This window comes from Rhizobium sp. ERR 942, assembly GCF_007828395.1.
Classification (GTDB): Bacteria; Pseudomonadota; Alphaproteobacteria; order Rhizobiales; family Rhizobiaceae; genus Rhizobium; species Rhizobium dioscoreae.
The window spans coordinates 1,270,321-1,282,902 of record NZ_VIUA01000001.1; the positions used below are offsets into that span (position 1 = coordinate 1,270,321).

The following is a 12,582-nucleotide window of genomic DNA, read 5'->3' on the forward strand; positions in this document are numbered from 1 at the left end:
TGGTAGCGTGCTAAGAGTCGAGACGGCGAAATCGCATTTGCGCAAGATGTACGTCGATAAATTGATAAGGCTTGCTTAAATGTGACTATCGTATCCCGATGAGCCGTTTTCCAACAACCTGCGTAATGTCATAAAGCCGGCCGCAACATCTTCTCGCTGTGGGGGCGACGAAAAGGCGACACGGACCCTGTGGAAAACCCGTTCGATTCGCGCCGCCTTGAACTCGTCTTCGTCATCGATCAACACACCCTCGGTCAGGGCGGCGTTCTTGAAGGTGCCTGACAGCCAGGGTTCGGGCAGCTTCAGCCACAGGAAGGGCAGATGCGGATGCGAATTGAATTCAAAGCCCGCCAATGCCACGCGCGCCAGCTGTTCGCGGGCCTTGATTTCTTCGACCGCCTTGCGACGCAATTCCAATGCGTGACCACCAAGGACGAGCCGCGCGCAGGTTTCGGCCAGGATGAAGGGGAGGCCGCCAGTCGTCATCTTATGGGTGACTTTGATGCGTTGGGCGAAATGCGGCGGGCAGGCGACCCAGCCACCGCGCACGCCAGCGGTCACCGATTTCGAAAGGCTGCTGACGACAAAAGTTCGCTCCGGCGCAATGGTGGCCATAAGCGGGTTCTGGTCGCCGGTCATGCCGCCATAGAGATCGTCCTCGATCAGCCAGACACTATGTCGGCGCGCAATGGCGGCAATCGCGCGGCGTCTTGCCTCGGGCATTGTCACCAGGGTGGGATTATGGGCTGTCGGCATCAGGAAGGCGAGGCGAGGATGCTGCTGCTGACACAGGCGCTCGAAATCCTCAGGGATCATGCCATGCTCGTCCGAATCCACCAGGATCGTGCGGCGTCCGAGCAGGCGTGCGGCGCGGCTGATCTGCGTATAGGTGAGATTCTCGAAGACGATCTTGTCCCCCGGCGAGGTAACGGCCGAAATGACGGCAATGGCGCCGGCATGGGCGCCGAGCGTCGGCACGATCGTCTCGATTGCCGGCTGCCAGCCGTTGCGGGCAAGCCAGATCTGTCCCGCCTCAAACCAGCTCGCCGGGAAATTCCTTGAATAAGAAGAGATCTCGGATTGATGCTCGCTGCTGATGTCGGCGAAAAGCTTGCCGATGATCGTGCCCTGACCGATATCGGGAGCGGCGGTCGTATCGAAGCGGATCTTGGCATCCGGCGTGTTCAGGCCGCGCGTGCCGGCAAGCGCCTGCGTGATCGGATCCACGAGTTCGATCTGCTTGCCGTTCGAACGTTCCAGAACATAGGTGCCGCGGCCGACTTCGCCGGCGACCAGACCGCGTTCATGCACAAGGGCATAGGCCCTGCTCACAGTGCCGATGGTCACGCCGATATCATAGGCGAGATTGCGCTGCGGCGGCAGCTTGGTGCCGGGCGGCAAGACGCCATGGGTAATCGCGTGTTCGATGGCGTCGGCGACGCGGATATAGACCGGGCCGGTTCCGCTGGAAATGTCAGGAAGCCAATTTGTCATAATGACAATTTCCTAGATTGTCCCTGTCATTGAGTCAAGAGTATGAGTCAATTTGCATCGTTTGGCTCGATGCATCGAAATTGTCACCATCATGTGGAAATGAAGATGAGTACAATGGCTACAATCTGTTCGACCGAAGCGGGAGATCCCTGCGCGGCGGGCGTTGGAATTAGAGCGGCGCAGCCAAGGCCGCATATGTTGCGCCGGCTCTGGACGTCCTATTGGGATTGGCTGGAGAAGCGCGAGGGACGGCGTGTTTTAAGAGATCTGACCGATGATCAGTTACACGACATCGGCCTGACGCGTCGCGAGGCGGCAAAGGAAGTCAGTAAGTCATTCTTCTGGGATTGAATGGGCTGAGCCGCATATCAGGCATCGAGCTGTCCGGCGTCTAATTGAGACCCAGAACGGAATGAACGAAATCGGCGCGTTCCTCGACGTCGATTTTCGGCAGGACATGGACGTCGTAGCCGAGCGTGGGATAGGCGGCGGTTAGCCGGTCATACTCTGCAACCGCCGCCGCAAGATTGTGTCTCCGCTCGCGATCGCCAACATAGATTTCCGGCCATGGCGGCGTCAGGAAGACATGTCGGTTGTAGCGGTGCAATTGACCGAGCGAAGCCAGGGCCGGTTCGCCCGTCAAATGTTCGAGCGCCGAAGCGGCATCGATCAATCCTCTGTCGAAAAAGACCAAGCCGGATAATTGCGCCGCTTTCTCGCGGTCAGTCAGCGACATGGCGATCGCCCGACGGGCAAATGCCGGCGCATCGACCCATGGCAGGGCCGATCCGTCGCCTTCCAATTCCTCGATGACGATGCGGCGGCCCGGCTCCTCGACGACGTGGTGACCACGTCGCTTGAGCGCCTCCAGCAACGTCGATTTGCCGCCGCCGGAGCAGCCCGAAAGAATGATAAATTTGTCCATGACAATGATCCCTGATCATAAGAGGGCACGTCATGCGTTGGCTGTGAGGTTTCCGCATGAAGCGGAAAGCCTCGGGTCATCAGCCTAGCTGCAAGCTTTCGAGCCTGCAGCCCAACGGTTGACGTCGCCCGTGATGCGGCCGCCGGAGGCGCCTGACATCATCGGACCGAAGGCCTGCAATTGCGCGGGATTGCCTTCCGCTTGCACGACGAGCGATGGCCGGCCGGTCGGATGCTTCTTGTCGACCACGAGGATGCGTGGGCGACCGGTGAAGGAGTTGAGCTCCGGAGCGAGCTGATAACTCGCGAAAGCCGGGTCCGAAGACTTGAACCAGCAGGCATTGGCGTTGAGCATGATGCGCTCCATCGTCGACAGGGCGCTGTGATCGGTCGCAGTGATGCTCGGCGGACGCGGGCCGCAAGAGGTGACCAACAGCCCAAGCATCGCAATGGCAGCGGCGGAATAAAGTCCTGTCAGGAGGCGAGGGCGCATCAATCTCTTTCCAATGAAGCGGTTAGGGCTGGTCTGCTAATGTGTACCGGGCCGCTTTCCGGCGCCCTGCTGTTCTATGCAAAGACGCCGATTTTATGGTTCCGATAGTGGATCGGCCGTTATCAGGCTGCGACCACCCCAAGCGCGGAGGCGAAGAGGCCGCGGCCATCGCTACCGCCATGGGCTGCCTCGATCAGGTTCTCCGGATGCGGCATCATACCGAGCACATTGCCCTTGGCGTTCATGACGCCGGCAATGTCATTGACGGAGCCGTTGGGGTTCGTGCCTTCGGCATAGCGGAAGACCACCTGACCGTTGTCTTCGATCGCCTTCAGTGTCTCGGCATCGGCAAAATAGTTGCCATCGTGATGCGCGACCGGGCTGCGGATGACCTGGCCCTTGGCATAGGCGGCCGTGAAGTCCGTCTCGGCATTGACGACTTCCAGCTTCACTTCACGGCAGACGAATTTCAGCGAGGCGTTGCGCATCAGCGCGCCCGGCAGCATGCCGGCTTCCAGAAGGATCTGGAAACCGTTGCAAACGCCCAAAACCTTGACGCCCTTGTCGGCCTTGTCCTTGATCGCCTGCATGATCGGCATGCGGGCGGCAATCGCGCCGCAGCGCAGATAATCGCCGTAGGAGAAGCCGCCGGGAATGACGATCAGGTCGACATCCGGAATCTCGGTCTCCGTCTGCCAGACCGTTACGGGCGCCTGGCCGGAAATCTTGGTCAGCGCCGCGATCATGTCGCGATCACGATTGAGGCCTGGAAGTTGGACGACTGCTGATTTCATGATGCTGGTCCCGCAATAGGCAAAGGGATAATCGCTGGAAGTGCTTCGCGAGCCATACTCCATTGCCTCAGACAAAGGAAGAATGGCTCGCGAAAGAGGACAATCAGTCGATCGAAATGCTGAAGTTCTCGATGACCGTATTGGCGAGAAGCTTTTCGCACATGGCCTTGAGATCGGCTTCAGCCTTGTTCTTGTCGGTGCCTTCAAGCTCGAGATCGAAGACCTTGCCCTGGCGGATCTGATGGACGCCGTCAAAGCCGAGTGCGCCGAGCGCGCCCTCGATTGCCTTGCCCTGCGGATCGAGAACGCCGTTCTTCAGCGTGACGGTTACACGAGCCTTGATCACGATTGTCCTTTCTGAACTTACTTGACGAGAACCGGGCCCGTGCCGCGCACGGGTTCGTTTTCATTGATGATGCCGAGGCGGCGAGCCACTTCGGAATAGGCTTCGAGCAGGCCGCCCATGTCGCGACGGAAGCGGTCCTTGTCCATCTTTTCCCGGGTTTCGATATCCCAGAGACGGCAAGAGTCCGGCGAGATTTCGTCGGCGAGGATGATGCGCATCATGTCGCCTTCGAACAGGCGGCCGCATTCGATCTTGAAGTCGACGAGCTGGATGCCGACGCCGAGGAAAAGACCCGTCATGAAGTCGTTGACGCGGATGGCAAGCGCCATGATGTCATCCAGCTCGGCCGGGTTGGCCCAGCCGAAGGCGGTGATGTGCTCTTCGGAAACCATCGGGTCTTCGAGCGCGTCGGACTTATAGTAGAACTCGATGATCGAACGCGGCAGAACCACGCCTTCCTCGATGCCGAGGCGCTTGGCGAGCGAGCCGGCGGCAACGTTGCGCACGACGATCTCGAGCGGAATCATCTCCACTTCCTTGATCAGCTGCTCGCGCATGTTGAGGCGGCGGATGAAATGGGTGGGAATGCCGATCTTGTTCAGATGGCTGAAGATATACTCGCAGATGCGATTGTTCAGTACGCCCTTGCCATCGATGACTTCATGCTTCTTTTTGTTGAAGGCGGTGGCGTCGTCCTTGAAGAACTGGATCAGCGTGCCCGGCTCAGGCCCCTCGTAAAGGATCTTGGCCTTGCCCTCGTAAATACGGCGGCGACGGTTCATTGGTATTGTTCTCTGTCTTTGGCGCTCATGGGACAGCGCAAGTGGATCGTATGTGGGCGTCCCCATAACGGATAAGAAGCGAATTCACAATCCGCCTGCGCCTCCTTCCTCGGAATTCCGGCCTTGGCGGGGTGCCAACGCAAGATTCGGGGGCCAGTCATGGCCTGTTTTACAAGCTTTTATCTGACGATGGAATGAAGCTGCCAGGTACTTCACAGGCTAGTGAGGCGAGGCATGCCTCTATCCATCATCGTTGATGAATAATACTACGGCTTCAGCTGGCTGAGAAACTTCGAAAAGACCATAGTGCCCTCCGGCCAGGGCCCATGACCGGATTCGGTATTGATATGGCCGGATTCGCCGGCATCGATCAGCAGCGAGCCCCAGCTGTTGGCAATATCATCCGCATGTTCGTAGCTGCCGAAGGGATCATTGCGGCTTGCGATCGTGATCGACGGAAATGGTAGGGGGTCTCGCGGATAGGGGCCGAACGTCATCAGATGCTTCGGCCGGATGGCTGGATTGGCGACATCGGGCGGCGCGACGAAGAAGGCACCAGCGACCTTGTTGCGGAAATGCTGGATCGCATGGATCACCGAGGGAACGCCGAGCGAATGCGCGACCAGGACGACGGGCTTGTCGGAGGCATTCACTTCTTCCGCAATGCGGGCCACCCAATCGTCGCGTACGGGCTTCGACCATTCCGCCTGTTCCACGCGCCGTGCGGTCGAGAGCTTCTGCTCCCAGCGCGTCTGCCAGTGGTCGGGGCCGGAGTTCGTATAGCCGGGGATGATGAGGATGTTTGCGTCGGAGGCTTTCATGATTTCGCCGATTTGGAAAAGGGGAGGCCAACTGTCAAGGGAAAAAGGCGACAATTGCGGCAAAATTTGCTAGCATTGCCGCTGCCGGTAGCGAATGACGATGTCGGCGCCCCGTTTGCCGCCATCTTGAACCGCCAGCCGAGCACCACGGTTGAGGAGGAGAGCATTATGACGGCCTTTCACGTCATGGCTGGAGCAGACCACACTTTTACGCGCCCCGCCATCCGTAAGATCGGTGTCGCCGATCTCGTCGACGCCCTGAAGATGGGGCTGGACGATTTCAGCGAGAAGCCATCGCATTATGTTTTTCTGTGCCTGATGTATCCGATTGCCGGCATTGCGCTGGCGATCTGGAGCACCGACCAGAATCTGCTGCCATTGCTGTTTCCGCTGATGTCCGGTTTCGCTCTGCTCGGGCCGCTGGCCGCAATCGGCCTCTACGAGATCAGCAGGCGGCGGGAAAAGGGGCTGGATACGTCATGGAGCCATGCGTTCGACGTGCGCTTCTCATCGGCCTTGCCGTCGATCATCGTTGCCGGCCTCATGCTGTTCGGTCTGTTCATCGTCTGGCTCTTCGTGGCGCAGAGCATCTACTTCATCTACTTCGGCGACGGTGTTCCTCCGACGCTTTCATCCTTCGTGTCGAGCGTGCTGACGACGCGCGAGGGCATGGCGATGATGCTTTGGGGCGATCTGATCGGCTTCCTCTTTGCTCTCGTCGCGCTGGTGACAACGGTCGTTACGTTCCAACTGCTGCTGGATCGCGACGTCGGTGTCGTCGCCGCGGTGGATGCGAGCATCCGGGCGACGCTGACCAATCCGGTACCGATCGCGGTCTGGGGCTTGATCGTGACGGCGCTGCTCGTCATCGGCACCATCCCGATCTTTGCCGGGCTGGCGGTCGTCATGCCTGTTCTCGGTCACGCATCCTGGCATCTCTATCGCAAGCTGATTGTGACCGGGAACTAGACGAGGCCGGCATTGGCCGAAGCCGTCATCATTGGAACCGCGGCGCGGTTTCTTACGTTGATCCGCATCATCAGGAGATGCGGATCATGGCGCGACTTACGCATATTTTCACTCGTTTCGCGGTTGTTGTTTCGGAACGGACCGGCAAACCGGCCATCTTCGTGCTTGCCCTGTTTTGCGTCGTTCTCTGGGGCGCTACCGGGCCGATTTTCGGTTACTCCGACACATGGCAGCTGGTCATCAACACCAGCACGACGATCGTCACCTTTCTGATGGTTTTCCTGCTCCAGAATGCGCAGACGCGCGATACGAGGGCTATCCAGGCCAAGCTCAATGAACTCATCCTGACCAGTGCCGCCGAGAACCGCTTTGTCGGGATTGAGAATCTTGACGAAGAGGATCTCAAGCACCTCGACCGGCTGGTCGAAAAGGCGGCGAAGCGCGAACCTGAACAACATCAGGGCAAGGCTGGCGAGAGTATCGAGCATGATCGCGCTATCGCGGCCAAATCCACCGACAAAAGAAAGAGGCGGCGCGTCAGCCGCACCGCCTCAAGCAAAGCGCAATCGAAAGCGGGAAATTCTAGCCGAAAACCCGCTTGAAGATCGTATCGACATGCTTGGTGTGATAGCCGAGGTCGAACTTTTCGCGGATATCTGCTTCCGAAAGGGCGGCGCGCACTTCCTGGTCTGCCAGCAGCTCCTCGAGGAAGTCCTTGCCTTCCTCCCAGACCTTCATGGCATTGCGCTGGACGAGCCGATAGGAATCCTCGCGGGACACGCCGGCCTGGGTCAGTGCCAGCAGCACGCGCTGTGAATGAACAAGCCCGCGGAACTTGTTCAAATTCTTCATCATATTGTCCGGATATACCAGAAGCTTGTCGATGACGCTGGTGATGCGGGCCAGCGCGAAATCGAGCGTGACGGTCGCGTCAGGGCCGATCATGCGTTCGACGGAGGAGTGCGAGATATCGCGCTCGTGCCATAGAGCGACGTTCTCCATGGCCGGGATGGAATAGGAGCGGACCATGCGGGCGAGGCCCGTCAGATTTTCCGTCAGCACCGGATTGCGCTTATGCGGCATAGCGGAAGAACCCTTCTGGCCCGGCGAGAAATATTCCTCGGCTTCCAGAACTTCGGTGCGCTGCAGATGGCGGATTTCGGTGGCGAGACGCTCGATCGAGGAGGCGACGACGCCGAGCGTGGCGAAGAACATCGCATGGCGGTCGCGCGGGATGACCTGGGTGGAGACCGGCTCCGGCTTCAGGCCGAGGGCGGCGGCGACATGTTCCTCGACGCGCGGATCGATGTTGGCAAAGGTGCCGACGGCGCCGGAGATGGCGCAGGTGGCGACTTCCTCCCGGGCTGCGATCAGGCGCTGCTTGCAGCGCTCGAATTCGGCATAGGCGAGCGCCAGTTTCACGCCGAAGGTGGTGGGCTCGGCATGGATGCCATGCGAACGGCCGATGGTGACGGTGTCCTTGTGCTCGAAAGCGCGACGCTTCAGGGCCTCCAGCAGCTTGTCGATATCGGCGATGAGCAGGTCGCTGGCGCGCACGAGCTGGACATTGAAGCAGGTATCGAGCACGTCCGAGGAGGTCATGCCCTGATGCACGAATCGGGCGTCGGGACCGACGATTTCGGCCAGGTGCGTCAGGAAGGCGATGACGTCGTGCTTGGTGACGGCTTCGATCTCGTCGATGCGGGCGACGTCGAACGTGGCCTTGCCGCCCTTTTCCCAGATCGTATCCGCTGCCGACTTTGGAATGACGCCGAGCGCGGCCAGCGCGTCACAGGCATGGGCCTCGATCTCGAACCAGATGCGGAACTTGGTTTCGGGAGACCAGATGGCGACCATTTCCGGTCGGGAGTAGCGCGGGATCATAGGCTCAAAGCTTTCTTGGCTAACGGGACAAGGAGAACTCGGCGCCCCCATAACAAAGACGGGCGGTAATCACAATGTTTCATGGGCACAATGTTTAGCGGGACTTCAACGCGCCCGTCGCGCAAGATAGGCCGAAACGGCTGTCAGGCATAGCAGGCCGAATGGCAGAAACAGGGTGAGGCCGAGGACGGCGAACTGGTAGACGGCGCTGGCGCCGGTGAACAGGAACTGGAAGATCCAGATAAGCGAGCCGAATGGCGCGTGCCAGCGCGAATAGAACCAGCGATAGTCCATGGCAAAGAGGAAGGCCGTCATTGCCGCTGTGCCAATGGAGAGGGCCAGAAAGAAGGCGGCGAAGCGTGCGCCGGTCGGCCGCCGACGGGCAAAACGTTGGGTGAGCGGCACGAGGATGGGCCAGGAGAGGGCGCCGCCGAAGAAATAGACGAGGGTAAGGGCGGCAATGTGGCTGGTCAGTAATCCGTTGCGCAAATAGAGCGCCGCGATCGCCGATGCGGACATGGCCGCACCCCAGCAGAGAGCACCGCCCAGAACTTCCAGGCAATGCGAGGCGACGGTCCGTACTCGGCCCGTCGCGATAAAGACATCGGTCGGATTAATTTGATCCAACGCGGCCTCGTTCGGCGGCAGCCCGGAGATCGCCGACCGTCTGACGATAGGCGTCGACCGATTCGCCCTTGAAGATCGCCGAACCGGCAACGAGGACATTGGCGCCGGAAGCGGTGATCAGAGGGGCTGTTTCAACGGAGACGCCGCCATCGACTTCCAGTTCGATCGGACGGTCACCGATCAGGGACTTGGCGTTGCGGATTTTATCAGCCATGGCCGGAATGAACTTCTGGCCACCGAAGCCCGGATTGACCGACATGATCAAAATCAGGTCGATATCATCGAGCACGTTTTCCAGCACAGAAAGTGGCGTTGCCGGGTTGAGGGTGACGCCGACTTTCTTGCCGAGATGGCGGATCGTCTGCAGCGAGCGATGCAGATGCACGCCGGCTTCGGCATGAACCGTGATGCGGTCGCAGCCGGCCTTGGCGAAGGCTTCCAGATAGGGATCCGCCGGCGAAATCATCAGGTGGCAATCGAAGGTCGCGGTCGTATAGGGGCGCAGTGCCTTGATGACATCGGCGCCGAAGGAGATGTTCGGCACAAAATGGCCGTCCATGACGTCGAGATGGATCCAGTCGGCACCGGCTTCGGTCACATCCTTGACTTCCTGCCCGAGCTTGGCGAAGTCGGCGGCGAGAATGGAAGGGGCAATACGGATCGGCAAGGTCATGGGTAGCTGAGCTCCAACTGATTATTTCGCGCCTGGATTAGCACCGCTATCGCGGGCAAACAACCGCCAGAACGGCTTACCTCAGTTCGATGGCGTCACCGGCACGAAGGTATTGCCCCGCCACTCCAGCAGGCGATAGGGATTTTCGGTCAATTCGTGGTTCTGCCCGAAGGAGATCGGACCGATCGCTGTTTGGAAAACTGTTCCCACGAGCTTTTCGGCGACGGGTCTATTGTCCGCCTTGGCGCTGTCGGCTGCCTGGCTGGCAATCTGAGCCGCTGCTGCGGCCGGCAGAGTATAGCCGTCAGGTTCGGTACCGGCCGCACGCATTGCCTGTACCGTGGGCTGAGCTGCCGGCAGGCTGGCATAGTCGGGCAGAGCGATTGCCTGCACACCCTCCAGCAAAGGAAGAGGCTGATCTGCGGCACGCATGGCATCGCCGCCCATCAGGACCAGCGGAATATTCTCGCTCTTAGCGTCGCGTGCGATCACGGCAACATCGCTGCGGTCGCCGCCGATGAAGACGCGTGTCGCACCCGCCTTTTTCAGTCGTCGCACGAGGGCGATCTGTTGATCCTGACCGGGACGATAGGTATCGGTGAAGACCGGTTTTAGCCCCTTTTCCTCGAGCGCATTGCGGATCGCGCCGACCAGTTCGCGACCGTGTATCGTACCGTCATCGATCAGCGCCATCGGTTCCGCGGCCCAATTTTTCAAAATGGTGTCGATCGCCACGGCCGCCTCGGCGCTATCGACCGGCGCGAGGCGAAAGAGCGGCCAGCCATTCTTCAGCGCGTCTTCCATGAGAATGCGCGAGCGTACGGAAACGGTGATGACGGGAATGCCGGCATCCTTGAGGCGCGGCAGCGCGCCTTCCAAGGTCTCCGTGCACAGAAAGCCGATCGCGACTTGTGCTTTGGCGGCTACCAGCGCTTCCGCTGCGGCTCGGCCGCCATCCTCGGTACAAGGCTCGTTGACGACGGTTGCCGTATCCTTTTGGGCCTGGATCGCGAAATTTGCGCCACCGGTTATCTCCGTCCCGAGCGTTGCGAAATTGCCGTCCTGTGGTGCGACCACGCCGATGTGAATTCCTGCGGCATAGCTGCTGCCGGCTGCCGAAAGCAGCGCAAGCAGGAGCGGAAGGCGACGCAGAACGTTCATCGATGGAGTATCCCGGACAATTTTCCTGCTCTATTTATCCGTCTGCGGGGCATCGTCAAAGAAAAAGCAGCAAAATCGCTCTGTTTTCAATAATGCTATTGTAGAAAAGCTAACACCTGACCGTCATATTGAATGTTAGGCAAGCACGACTCAACAAAGGAGACGGTGGTGCTAGACAGGCAACGTATGGACCCGGCGCTTTATCGCGATGCCATGAGCCGCTATGCGGGGCATGTGCAACTGGTGACGACGGCGCTCGGTGCTGAGCGGCGCGGCGTGACGATCACGGCGGCCTGCTCGGTATCGGACAGCCCTGCAACGGTTCTGATCTGCCTCAACAACAGCAACGTCAAGAACGAGATCTTCTTCAAAAGCGGCATTTTCGCTCTAAATTCGCTCGGTGCGGATCATCAGGCCCTGGCCGATGCCTTTTCCGGCAAGACGCAGCTGACCGTCGATGAACGTTTCGCTACCGGCAAGTTCGAGACGCTGGTGACGGGTGCGCCAGTGCTTGCCGATGCTCTTGCCGCCTTCGATTGCCGTGTGATTGAGATCAAGCAGGCCTCTACGCACAACATCATCTTTGGCGAGGTGATGGCTCTACGCTATAGCGAGCCGAAGCCGGCACTCCTCTATATGAACCGAGGCTATCACGCGCTATAACCCCTGCAAGGGAGTTATCATGGCGGATCAGACAATACTTTCGCTGCCGGGTTCCATCGATGAGACCATGACGTTGCTCGGCGCCCATGACTATCTGGCCGGTCGCGCGCTCGGCACTGTTTTGTTTCTCGCATTGAAGATGAAGCGGCCTCTCTTTCTGGAGGGGGAGGCTGGTGTCGGCAAGACAGAGATCGCCAAGGTCCTGGCGAAGGCGCTTGATCGGCCGCTGATCCGCCTCCAATGCTATGAAGGTCTGGATGTTTCCTCGGCCGTCTACGAATGGAACTATCCGGCGCAGATGCTGGAAATCCGCCTCGCGGAAGCATCCGGCCTCACCGACCGCGATCGTATCGAAGCCGATATCTTTTCCGAGCGCTATCTGATCCGCCGGCCGGTATTGCAGGCACTGTCCGGTGTCGGCGGGCGTGCACCTGTTTTCCTGATCGACGAACTGGATCGCACCGACGAGGCTTTCGAGGCATTCCTGCTGGAAGTGCTGTCGGATTTTCAGGTGACTGTGCCGGAACTCGGGACGATCCGGGCAGCAGAGCCGCCTGTCGTCATCATCACCACCAACCGGACGCGCGAAGTGCATGACGCCTTGAAACGACGCTGTCTCTATCATTGGGTCGATTATCCTGAGGCCGAACAGGAGCTTGAGATCATCCGCCGCAAGGTGCCTGGCTGCAATGAAGTGCTCTCGCGCCAGATCGTCGCTTACGTCCAGAGGCTGCGTACGCTCGATCTCTTTAAGAATCCGGGAGTCGCCGAGACGATCGACTGGGCGACCGCTTTAACGGAGCTCGATCGGCTGGCGCTCGATCCGGAGACTGTTTCGGATACGCTCGGCATCTTGCTGAAATATCAGGACGATATCGCCCGCATTCAGGGCGCCGAAGGCAAGCGTGTGTTGGACGAAGTCAAATCCGAACTGCTTGCGGCGGGATGAGC

16 protein-coding genes are annotated in these 12,582 nt (G+C 59.5%); 5 read left to right on the top strand and 11 right to left on the bottom strand.

Going from position 1 to position 12,582, the window contains the following annotated elements; translation table 11 throughout:
- Positions 1 to 75: 75 nt before the first annotated feature.
- Positions 76 to 1,494, bottom strand: a complete 1,419-nt coding sequence (locus FBZ97_RS06285; protein ID WP_113355521.1) for a PLP-dependent aminotransferase family protein — start codon at positions 1,492 to 1,494, stop codon at positions 76 to 78.
- 105 nt (positions 1,495 to 1,599) lie between these two features.
- Between FBZ97_RS06285 and FBZ97_RS06290 the strand changes: the two genes are divergently transcribed.
- Positions 1,600 to 1,845 (top strand): DUF1127 domain-containing protein, encoded by a 246-nt coding sequence (locus FBZ97_RS06290; RefSeq protein ID WP_145317224.1) that lies wholly within the window; start codon positions 1,600 to 1,602, stop codon positions 1,843 to 1,845.
- A gap of 40 nt (positions 1,846 to 1,885) precedes the next feature.
- On the opposite strand, the gene FBZ97_RS06295 is transcribed toward FBZ97_RS06290, so the two are convergent.
- The 6 genes from FBZ97_RS06295 to FBZ97_RS06320 all read right to left on the bottom strand — a co-directional run bounded on the left by FBZ97_RS06295 (position 1,886) and on the right by FBZ97_RS06320 (position 5,654).
- Complete coding sequence (locus FBZ97_RS06295) at positions 1,886 to 2,419, bottom strand: AAA family ATPase (RefSeq protein WP_145317226.1); 534 nt, start codon at positions 2,417 to 2,419, stop codon at positions 1,886 to 1,888.
- An 84-nt stretch (positions 2,420 to 2,503) separates the two neighbouring features.
- Positions 2,504 to 2,911, bottom strand: a complete 408-nt coding sequence (locus FBZ97_RS06300; RefSeq protein WP_145317228.1) for a hypothetical protein — start codon at positions 2,909 to 2,911, stop codon at positions 2,504 to 2,506.
- A 122-nt stretch (positions 2,912 to 3,033) separates the two neighbouring features.
- Positions 3,034 to 3,705 (bottom strand): phosphoribosylformylglycinamidine synthase subunit PurQ, encoded by a 672-nt coding sequence (purQ, locus tag FBZ97_RS06305; protein WP_145317230.1) that lies wholly within the window; start codon positions 3,703 to 3,705, stop codon positions 3,034 to 3,036.
- Between the two features lie 103 nt (positions 3,706 to 3,808).
- Entirely contained in the window at positions 3,809 to 4,051 is a 243-nt protein-coding gene (purS, locus tag FBZ97_RS06310) for a phosphoribosylformylglycinamidine synthase subunit PurS (protein ID WP_145317232.1), read from the bottom strand.
- Positions 4,052 to 4,068: 17 nt separating this feature from the next.
- Complete coding sequence (gene purC, locus FBZ97_RS06315) at positions 4,069 to 4,833, bottom strand: phosphoribosylaminoimidazolesuccinocarboxamide synthase (protein WP_069613005.1); 765 nt, start codon at positions 4,831 to 4,833, stop codon at positions 4,069 to 4,071.
- Between the two features lie 266 nt (positions 4,834 to 5,099).
- Entirely contained in the window at positions 5,100 to 5,654 is a 555-nt protein-coding gene (locus FBZ97_RS06320) for an alpha/beta hydrolase (RefSeq protein ID WP_145317234.1), read from the bottom strand.
- A 168-nt stretch (positions 5,655 to 5,822) separates the two neighbouring features.
- Between FBZ97_RS06320 and FBZ97_RS06325 the strand changes: the two genes are divergently transcribed.
- Positions 5,823 to 6,623: a DUF2189 domain-containing protein gene (locus FBZ97_RS06325; protein ID WP_145317236.1), complete on the top strand. Its 801-nt coding sequence runs from the start codon at positions 5,823 to 5,825 to the stop codon at positions 6,621 to 6,623.
- An 86-nt stretch (positions 6,624 to 6,709) separates the two neighbouring features.
- Positions 6,710 to 7,225 (top strand): low affinity iron permease family protein, encoded by a 516-nt coding sequence (locus FBZ97_RS06330; protein ID WP_145317238.1) that lies wholly within the window; start codon positions 6,710 to 6,712, stop codon positions 7,223 to 7,225.
- On the opposite strand, the gene purB is transcribed toward FBZ97_RS06330, so the two are convergent.
- The 4 genes from purB to FBZ97_RS06350 form a co-directional block, all read right to left on the bottom strand.
- Entirely contained in the window at positions 7,206 to 8,507 is a 1,302-nt protein-coding gene (purB, locus tag FBZ97_RS06335) for an adenylosuccinate lyase (protein ID WP_092716414.1), read from the bottom strand. The two genes, FBZ97_RS06330 and purB, sit on opposite strands and share 20 nt — an antisense overlap.
- A 105-nt stretch (positions 8,508 to 8,612) precedes the next feature.
- Positions 8,613 to 9,026, bottom strand: a complete 414-nt coding sequence (locus FBZ97_RS06340) for a hypothetical protein (protein ID WP_246661705.1) — start codon at positions 9,024 to 9,026, stop codon at positions 8,613 to 8,615.
- Positions 9,027 to 9,120: 94 nt separating this feature from the next.
- Entirely contained in the window at positions 9,121 to 9,807 is a 687-nt protein-coding gene (gene rpe, locus FBZ97_RS06345; protein ID WP_113355534.1) for a ribulose-phosphate 3-epimerase, read from the bottom strand.
- 81 nt (positions 9,808 to 9,888) lie between these two features.
- A complete protein-coding gene (locus FBZ97_RS06350; protein WP_145317240.1) occupies positions 9,889 to 10,968 on the bottom strand; it encodes a branched-chain amino acid ABC transporter substrate-binding protein in 1,080 nt (359 codons plus the stop codon).
- Between the two features lie 168 nt (positions 10,969 to 11,136).
- Between FBZ97_RS06350 and FBZ97_RS06355 the strand changes: the two genes are divergently transcribed.
- Entirely contained in the window at positions 11,137 to 11,631 is a 495-nt protein-coding gene (locus FBZ97_RS06355; RefSeq protein WP_145317242.1) for a flavin reductase, read from the top strand.
- Positions 11,632 to 11,650: 19 nt separating this feature from the next.
- Positions 11,651 to 12,580, top strand: coding sequence for a MoxR family ATPase (locus FBZ97_RS06360; protein WP_145317244.1), 930 nt, complete (start codon positions 11,651 to 11,653; stop codon positions 12,578 to 12,580).
- Positions 12,581 to 12,582: the final 2 nt, after the last annotated feature.

Bases quoted from the DNA above. Each gene is read 5' to 3' on its own strand.
- FBZ97_RS06290 (WP_145317224.1), top strand. From the start codon at position 1,600: ATGAGTACAATGGCTACAATCTGTTCGACCGAAGCGGGAGATCCCTGC.
- purB (WP_092716414.1), bottom strand. From the start codon at position 8,507: ATGATCCCGCGCTACTCCCGACCGGAAATGGTCGCCATCTGGTCTCCC.
- FBZ97_RS06350 (WP_145317240.1), bottom strand. From the start codon at position 10,968: ATGAACGTTCTGCGTCGCCTTCCGCTCCTGCTTGCGCTGCTTTCGGCA.
- FBZ97_RS06325 (WP_145317236.1), top strand. From the start codon at position 5,823: ATGACGGCCTTTCACGTCATGGCTGGAGCAGACCACACTTTTACGCGC.
- purQ (WP_145317230.1), bottom strand. From the start codon at position 3,705: ATGAAATCAGCAGTCGTCCAACTTCCAGGCCTCAATCGTGATCGCGAC.
- rpe (WP_113355534.1), bottom strand. From the start codon at position 9,807: ATGACCTTGCCGATCCGTATTGCCCCTTCCATTCTCGCCGCCGACTTC.
- purC (WP_069613005.1), bottom strand. From the start codon at position 4,833: ATGAACCGTCGCCGCCGTATTTACGAGGGCAAGGCCAAGATCCTTTAC.
- FBZ97_RS06285 (WP_113355521.1), bottom strand. From the start codon at position 1,494: ATGACAAATTGGCTTCCTGACATTTCCAGCGGAACCGGCCCGGTCTAT.
- FBZ97_RS06320 (WP_145317234.1), bottom strand. From the start codon at position 5,654: ATGAAAGCCTCCGACGCAAACATCCTCATCATCCCCGGCTATACGAAC.
- FBZ97_RS06295 (WP_145317226.1), bottom strand. From the start codon at position 2,419: ATGGACAAATTTATCATTCTTTCGGGCTGCTCCGGCGGCGGCAAATCG.
- FBZ97_RS06330 (WP_145317238.1), top strand. From the start codon at position 6,710: ATGGCGCGACTTACGCATATTTTCACTCGTTTCGCGGTTGTTGTTTCG.
- FBZ97_RS06340 (WP_246661705.1), bottom strand. From the start codon at position 9,026: ATGTCCGCATCGGCGATCGCGGCGCTCTATTTGCGCAACGGATTACTG.
- FBZ97_RS06300 (WP_145317228.1), bottom strand. From the start codon at position 2,911: ATGCGCCCTCGCCTCCTGACAGGACTTTATTCCGCCGCTGCCATTGCG.
- FBZ97_RS06360 (WP_145317244.1), top strand. From the start codon at position 11,651: ATGGCGGATCAGACAATACTTTCGCTGCCGGGTTCCATCGATGAGACC.